This is a genomic window from Streptomyces sp., from assembly GCF_031178505.1.
In the GTDB taxonomy this organism is placed as follows: domain Bacteria; phylum Actinomycetota; class Actinomycetes; order Streptomycetales; family Streptomycetaceae; genus Streptomyces; species Streptomyces gulbargensis.
The window spans coordinates 1-6,338 of sequence record NZ_JAPSIW010000405.1; the positions used below are offsets into that span (position 1 = coordinate 1).

Consider the following 6,338-nt stretch of genomic DNA (forward strand, 5'->3'; position numbering starts at 1 on the left):
ACGCCATGCCGACTTCCGCCGCGCCGCTCGCCCAGCTCCCCATCCGCCGCCTCACTCCGCAGGACCTGCTCGCCTGCGCCGACCTGGCCGCGAACCGGGGCTGGCCGCGCGAGGAGCACAAGTGGGGACTGCTGCTGACCGCGGGCACGGGGTACGGCATCGACGACCCCGCCGGGACGGGGCTCCTCGCCTGCTCCGTACTCACCTCGTACGGCTCCGGCCTGGCCGCCGTCGGCATGGTGCTCGTTGCCGAGCCGTACGCCCGTCAGGGTGTGGGCCGCCGCTTGATGCGGCACCTCCTGGCAGAAGCGGGAGAGACCCCGCTCACCCTCCACGCCACCCCGAGCGGTCAGCCGCTCTACGAGCAGCTCGGGTTCACCGAGACGAGCCGGGCGGACATGGTGCGGGGCCGGTTCACCTTCGCCGTGCCGGCCCCCGAGGTCGCGGTGCGTCCGGCGATCGCGGAGGACCTCCAGGCGATCCTGCGCCTGGACCACGAGATCTTCGGCCTCGACCGGACCGCGATCATCACCCGGCTCCCGGCCTTCGCCGATCATCTCCGGGTCGCGGAGGAGGACGGCGAGATCACCGGCTTCGCGACGGCCTGGCCCAACATGGACACCCATGTGATCGGTCCCCTGATCGCCCGGGACACCGCCACCGCCCAGGCACTGATCGCCTCCCTCGCCGCCGCGACCGACCGCCCACTGCGTACCGACATCGACGTCCGGCACACCTCCCTGCTGCGCTGGGCGAAGGAGAACGGACTCGACTCCATCGCCTCCAACGCGGTGATGGTCCGCTCCCTGCCGGACCTTCCGGGCGACTGGCGCCGCCGCTTCGCACCCTTGACGGTCGCGGCCGGTTGAGCCGTGGCGCTCCCCCGTGACCTCGCACCTCGCACACCCAGTTACTTGCACACGCCCACTATTGCGCCGCATCGTCTACTCTGGGAGCTGAGCCACTCCCCTGCCGAGGAGAGACCGAGGAGAGACCATGACCGCGACGGATCCCGCCCTCACCGCGCTCTCCCAGCGCTGGTGCGCCCTCTCGCTGCTGCACGGCAAGATCGAGTCCCACATCGAGCGGGCTCTGGAAGCCGGGCACGGGCTGAGCGTGCGGGAGTTCTCGCTCCTCGACGTCCTGAGCCGCCAGCACAACGGCCCCGGCGGACATCTGCAGATGAAGCAGGTGGCCGACGCCGTCGTCCTCAGCCAGAGCGCCACCACCCGGCTCGTCACCCGGCTCGAGGACCGCGGCCTGCTGACCCGCTACCTCTGCGCCACCGACCGGCGCGGCATCTACACCGATGTCACCGAGGCGGGACTCAAGCTCCTGGAGGAAGCCCGCCCCACCAACGACAGGGCGCTGCGCGAGGCCCTCGACGAAGCGGCCGGAAACCCCGAGCTGGCCCCCTTGGTCCAGGTCGTGGAGGGTGTGGGCGTTCCCGCCTGACGAGAGGCGGTCCGGAGTACGCTGCGGCCATGAGCGATCTTGAGATACGTCCCGCCACCGCGGAGGACCTTCCGGCCATCGTCGCGATGCTCGCCGACGACCCGCTGGGCGCGACCCGTGAGTCTCCCGACGACCTCTCGCCGTACCTCGCGGCCTTCGAGCGCCTGGCGGGCGACCCCCACCAGCACCTCGTCGTGGCCGTACGCGAGGCCAAGGTCGTCGGCACCCTCCAGCTGACCATCATTCCCGGGCTCTCCCGGCGCGGTGCGACCCGCTCGATCATCGAGGGCGTCCGCGTGCACGCCGATGAGCGCGGCAGTGGGCTCGGTACCCAGTTCATCGAGTGGGCCGTGGAGGAGTCCCGGCGCCAGGGCTGCGTCCTGGTCCAGCTCACCTCCGACGTCACCCGCACCGATGCCCACCGTTTCTACGAGCGGCTCGGCTTCGAGGCCTCGCACGTGGGGTTCAAGAAGAGCCTCTGAGCGAAAGGGCAGCGGCGACCGCTCCGGGTCCGCTCTGCGCCGTGAAACGGCGCGCCGACGTCCGGTCGGCGCGCTGTTTCACGTGAAACGCGGTTCAGAGCCCGCGCCAGCCCTCGGGGTCCACCCCGCCGGGAACCGCGTCCCCGGGCTCGTACGGCTCTCGGGTGAAGACGAAGGAGCCCAGGTTCAGATGGCTCACGCGGCCGTCGGGCCGCCGCACCACCCGGAGTGTCTCCCCCGCGTAGTAACCGTTCAGACCGACCCAGCCGCCCTCGGGCAGGGCACGGAAGCGCGCCCTGCGTCCCGGCCCGCGCAGCGGTTCGAGCACGACACCGCCGTCGGCGACGATCCGCAGACCGTACGCGTACGTTCCCCAGTACCAAGGCCCGGTGAGCTCCAGCAGGTCCCGGTCCACCGCCGCCGCGGGCAGGGGGCGCCAGGGCTCCGGGAAACGGGGCTCGGCCTCCGCCACGATCCGTACGAGATCGGCCGCCACGGCGGAAGGTGAGGGGCCGGAGGTGGCATTGGCCAGGGCGATCCCGGCGAGCCCGTCCTCGACGCCGATCCACAGGCAGGCCACGAAGCCCGGCAGCGAGCCCGTGTGGCCGATCAACGTCCGGCCGTCCCGGCGCAGCAGCTGCAGACCGAGTCCGTACCCGCCGTCGGGGTCGTCCTCCGCCGCCGGAGCCGCCGGCACGCGCATCTCCGCCACGGTCGCCGGGGCGAGGACCCGCTCGTCCCCCGCCATGAGGAAGGCGGCGAACCGGCCGAGATCGGCGGCCGTCGACCAGAGCTGCCCGGCCGGGGCCATCACCCCCAGGTGCTCGGACGGCTCGGGCAGCATCACGTCCGCCCACGGGTGCACCGCCCATCCACCGGCGTGGGGTGCCACCGGATCGACCGTCGTCCGCGTCATGCCGAGCGGCTCCAGGATCTCGCGGCGCAGTGCCTCCTCCCAGGCCATGCCCCGGACGGCCTCGACCAGCGAACCGAGCAGGGTGTATCCCGGGTTGGAGTAGTGGTGCCGCCGCCCGGGCGCCTGGAGCAGGGGCCGCTCCCCCAGGACGTCCGCGAGCGACGGCCGCAGCTCCGCCGGCGAACGCTCCCACCAGGGTCCGGGCGTCTCGGCGGCCAGACCGGCCGTGTGCGAGAGGAGCTGGGCGAGGGTCACCTCCCCGACGCCCGTGCCCTTGAGGTGCTTCTCCAGCGGATCGTCCAGGCCGACGAGGCCCTCGTCCCGCAGCCGCATGACCAGGACCGCGGTGAAGACCTTGGTGATCGAGCCGATCCTGAACTGCGTGTCCGCGTCCGGGGCGTGCCCCTCCACACAGCTGCGGGCACCGCTCCACACGAGCGTTCCGTCCCGCACCACCGCGCCGACGAAGGACGGCGACCGCCCTTCGGCCTGGGCGACCGCCACACGGTGCAGCAGGGCACGCTCGGTGCCGGGCAGGAGGGGTTCGAAAGATGTCGTCATGGCTCCATCCAACGCGAAACCGGACGCCGAGCGGTCCATGGCGGACCTCCTGTCCTGCCCGCTCCATACCGGGACGTTCTTAGACTGGCCAGGTGGAGGACATCGACGCGATCGCGGCACTGCAGGACCCGGTGCGCCGCCGCCTGTACGAGTACGTGGTGGCCCAGGGCCGGGAGGTCGGCCGCATCGAGGCCGCCGAGGCGGCCGGGGTCGCGCGGAACCTCGCCGCACATCATCTGGACAAGCTGGTCGAGAGCGGGCTGCTGGAGAGCGGCAGTCGGCGGCTGACCGGGCGCTCGGGCCCGGGGGCGGGCCGCCCCGCCAAGGTGTACACGCGGGCGCGGGCCGAACGGACGGTGTCCCTGCCCGCCCGGGACTACCGGACCGCCGCCGAGCTGCTCGCCGAGGCCGCCGAGGAGGCCGGCATCGACAGCGCGCTCGGCGCGGCGGCGCGGCGGCGGGGCGAGGCCCTGCGGGGCCCGTCCGCGCCGGAGGGTCTCCACGAGGCCATGGAGCTGCTGGCCGGGCGCGGGTACGAGCCGTACCTGGAGGGCGCCGGGGGAGCGGACGGGCCGGCGGGTCAGGTCGTCCGGATGCGCAACTGCCCCTTCCACGCCGTGGCGGAGAGCTTCCCGCCCCTGGTCTGCGGCATGAACCTCGCCCTGCTCGAGGGGCTGCTCGGTACGGAGGGACCCGTCCGGGCGCGTCTGGATCCCCGGCCCGGCGAGTGCTGCGTGGCGCTCTCTAAAAATAACGTCCATTGACATAGAAATCTGGAGCGTGCTGGGATGAGGCCATGACCGTCTCCCCGCACGCCGCTCACCTTGCCCAGCTCAACGTCGCGACCGTCCTGCACCCTCTCGACGACCCCCGCATGGCACCGTTCGTCGAACTGCTCGACCCGGTCAACGCCGCCGCCGACGCCGCGCCCGGCTTCGTCTGGCGGCTGGTCGAGGACGGTGCGGCCGACGCCACCGGCCTGCGCCCGGCCGGCGAGGACGTCATCGTCAACCTGACGGTGTGGGAGTCGCGGGAGGCGCTGTGGGACTTCACGTACCGCAGCGGCCACCTGGACCTCGTACGGCGCCGACGCGAATGGTTCCTCCGTCACGTCCAGGCCCACCTCGTGCTCTGGTGGGTGCCCGCCGGACACCGCCCGACGGTCGAGGAAGCCCTCGAACGACTCGCGCACCTGCGCGCCCACGGGCCCTCGCCCCGCGCCTTCACGTTCGCCTCCACCCACACCGCCGCCGAAGCGGCCGAGGCCGCCGGGGCGCCAGGGGTCACCGTGTAACGGCCCTCACCCCGTACCCCCGGTTCCGCCGACGGTGAAGACCGGTCCGTTCGGACCTCGCGGTCCCTACAGTCCGATCACATGACGACAACGGTCACCACACGCACCGTCTCCTACCCGGCCGACGGACTGACGATGGTCGGACACCTCGCGCTCCCCGCCGGCACCGGTCGCCGGCCCGCGGTCCTGCTCGGGCCCGAGGGGCCCGGCCTCAACGACGTCCAGCGCCACCGCGCCGACGCGCTCGCCGCACTCGGATACGTGACGCTGGCCTTCGACATCAACGGCGGACGCTGGCTCGCCGACATCCAGGAGATGCTGGACCGCGCCCTCCCGCTGCTGGCCGACCCCGACCGGATGCGGGAGATCGGCCACGCGGCGCTCGACGTCCTGTGCGCCGAACCCCGCACCGACCCCGACCGCGTCGCCGCCATCGGCTACGGCACCGGTGGCGCCATCGCCCTCGAACTCGGCCGCGCCGGCGTCGACCTCCGGGCGATCGGCACGATCAACGCCCTGACCACGGGCCGCCCGGGCGAGGCGGCCCGCATCCGTTGCCCGGTCTGGGCCGGTGTCGGCTCCGAGGACCCGATCATGCCCGCCGCCCAACGCGACGCCTTCGCTGCCGAGATGCAGGCCGCCGGCGTCGACTGGCGCCTCACGGTCTACGGCGGCGCCGAACACGCCTTCCACCACCCCCCGGTCGACCACGCCGTCCGCCCGGGCGTGGCCCACCACCCCGTGCACGCGGAACGCTCCTGGCGCGACATCCTCGCCCTGCTCACGGAGTGCGTACCCGTCACGCGGTGAGCCGTCCCACCGGCCGGCGGCTCCGGCGGCTCACAGGGCGCCGAGGAACTCCCTGACGGCCGATGCGAACTCCGCCGGGACGGTCTCGTGAACGGTGTGCCCCGCGGGGAGTTCCACGAGGCGGGTACGGGGACGCCGGGCCGCCATGTCCTTCGCGTGCGCGGCGCTGAGGACCGTGCTGCGGGTGCCACGGACCAGCAGGGTCGGGCAGTCACCGGCGAGCCAGTCGCGCCAGTGGTCCCCGTTGAGGTTCCGCTGCGATGCGGTCATGTCCTTCGCGTCGAACGCGAGCCCCCACCCGTCGGGGTGCTCACGGACGGCGTCCCCGAGGTAAGCCGCCGACGGGCCGAGCGCCGCCAGCAGCTCGGCCCGCGTCGGGGCGCGGTGCGGCCAGGACAAGCTGAAGGACAGGTCGTCGTCGACCACGGCACCGATGTCCTCGACGATCAGCGCGTCCACGCGGCCGGGAAACCGGGCCGCGAGCTGGTAGGCGTTGACACCTCCGAGGGAGTGGCCGAGGACGACCGCGCCGTCGATGCCCAGGTGGTCGAGGACGGCGGCGGCGTCCTCGACGTACCCGGTGCGGGAGAAGTCGGCAGGACGGTCGGAGCGGCCGTGACCCCGCTGGTCAGGGGCGATGACCCGCCAGGCGCCGCCCAGGTCGCGGGCCAGGCGCGTGAAGGTGCGCCCTTCGCCGAAGTGCCCGTGCAGGGCCAGCAGGGGGCGCCCCGGACCGCCGAAGTCGAGAAAGGAGAGGCGGCGTCCGGCCACCGTCAGGGCCGAGCGCCTCGGTTCGGGCAGGAGGGACGTGATCATGATC

At 73.1% G+C, this 6,338-nt stretch carries 8 protein-coding genes; 6 read left to right on the top strand and 2 right to left on the bottom strand.

Features of this window, described 5'->3' with window-relative positions; genetic code table 11:
• Nucleotides 1–5 precede the first annotated feature (5 nt).
• From RIF68_RS23495 to RIF68_RS23505, 3 genes are all read left to right on the top strand, one after another.
• On the top strand, nucleotides 6–869 hold the full coding sequence (locus tag RIF68_RS23495; protein ID WP_309053280.1) for a GNAT family N-acetyltransferase: 864 nt from the start codon (nucleotides 6–8) through the stop codon (nucleotides 867–869).
• Between the two features lie 127 nt (nucleotides 870–996).
• A complete protein-coding gene (locus RIF68_RS23500; protein WP_309053274.1) occupies nucleotides 997–1,455 on the top strand; it encodes a MarR family transcriptional regulator in 459 nt (152 codons plus the stop codon).
• A 29-nt stretch (nucleotides 1,456–1,484) separates the two neighbouring features.
• A complete protein-coding gene (locus RIF68_RS23505) occupies nucleotides 1,485–1,937 on the top strand; it encodes a GNAT family N-acetyltransferase (RefSeq protein WP_309053275.1) in 453 nt (150 codons plus the stop codon).
• Nucleotides 1,938–2,031: 94 nt separating this feature from the next.
• Here the strand turns inward: RIF68_RS23505 and RIF68_RS23510 are convergent, their stop codons facing one another.
• Nucleotides 2,032–3,414 (bottom strand): serine hydrolase domain-containing protein, encoded by a 1,383-nt coding sequence (locus RIF68_RS23510; protein WP_309053276.1) that lies wholly within the window; start codon nucleotides 3,412–3,414, stop codon nucleotides 2,032–2,034.
• Between the two features lie 92 nt (nucleotides 3,415–3,506).
• On the opposite strand from RIF68_RS23510, the gene RIF68_RS23515 reads away from it, so the two are divergent.
• The 3 genes from RIF68_RS23515 (at nucleotide 3,507) to RIF68_RS23525 (ending at nucleotide 5,518) form a co-directional block, all read left to right on the top strand.
• Nucleotides 3,507–4,178, top strand: a complete 672-nt coding sequence (locus RIF68_RS23515) for a helix-turn-helix domain-containing protein (RefSeq protein ID WP_309053277.1) — start codon at nucleotides 3,507–3,509, stop codon at nucleotides 4,176–4,178.
• Between the two features lie 32 nt (nucleotides 4,179–4,210).
• The gene (locus RIF68_RS23520) at nucleotides 4,211–4,708 is read left to right on the top strand and encodes a DUF3291 domain-containing protein (RefSeq protein WP_309053278.1); all 498 of its coding nucleotides are present in this window, start codon (nucleotides 4,211–4,213) and stop codon (nucleotides 4,706–4,708) included.
• Between the two features lie 81 nt (nucleotides 4,709–4,789).
• The gene (locus RIF68_RS23525) at nucleotides 4,790–5,518 is read left to right on the top strand and encodes a dienelactone hydrolase family protein (protein ID WP_309053279.1); all 729 of its coding nucleotides are present in this window, start codon (nucleotides 4,790–4,792) and stop codon (nucleotides 5,516–5,518) included.
• Between the two features lie 30 nt (nucleotides 5,519–5,548).
• Here the strand turns inward: RIF68_RS23525 and RIF68_RS23530 are convergent, their stop codons facing one another.
• The gene (locus tag RIF68_RS23530; protein WP_309053281.1) at nucleotides 5,549–6,334 is read right to left on the bottom strand and encodes an alpha/beta hydrolase; all 786 of its coding nucleotides are present in this window, start codon (nucleotides 6,332–6,334) and stop codon (nucleotides 5,549–5,551) included.
• Nucleotides 6,335–6,338 lie beyond the last annotated feature (4 nt).

Coding starts and splice junctions, on each gene's coding strand:
- RIF68_RS23500 (WP_309053274.1), top strand. CDS start 997: ATGACCGCGACGGATCCCGCCCTCACCGCGCTCTCCCAGCGCTGGTGC.
- RIF68_RS23520 (WP_309053278.1), top strand. CDS start 4,211: ATGACCGTCTCCCCGCACGCCGCTCACCTTGCCCAGCTCAACGTCGCG.
- RIF68_RS23510 (WP_309053276.1), bottom strand. CDS start 3,414: ATGACGACATCTTTCGAACCCCTCCTGCCCGGCACCGAGCGTGCCCTG.
- RIF68_RS23525 (WP_309053279.1), top strand. CDS start 4,790: ATGACGACAACGGTCACCACACGCACCGTCTCCTACCCGGCCGACGGA.
- RIF68_RS23530 (WP_309053281.1), bottom strand. CDS start 6,334: ATGATCACGTCCCTCCTGCCCGAACCGAGGCGCTCGGCCCTGACGGTG.
- RIF68_RS23495 (WP_309053280.1), top strand. CDS start 6: ATGCCGACTTCCGCCGCGCCGCTCGCCCAGCTCCCCATCCGCCGCCTC.
- RIF68_RS23505 (WP_309053275.1), top strand. CDS start 1,485: ATGAGCGATCTTGAGATACGTCCCGCCACCGCGGAGGACCTTCCGGCC.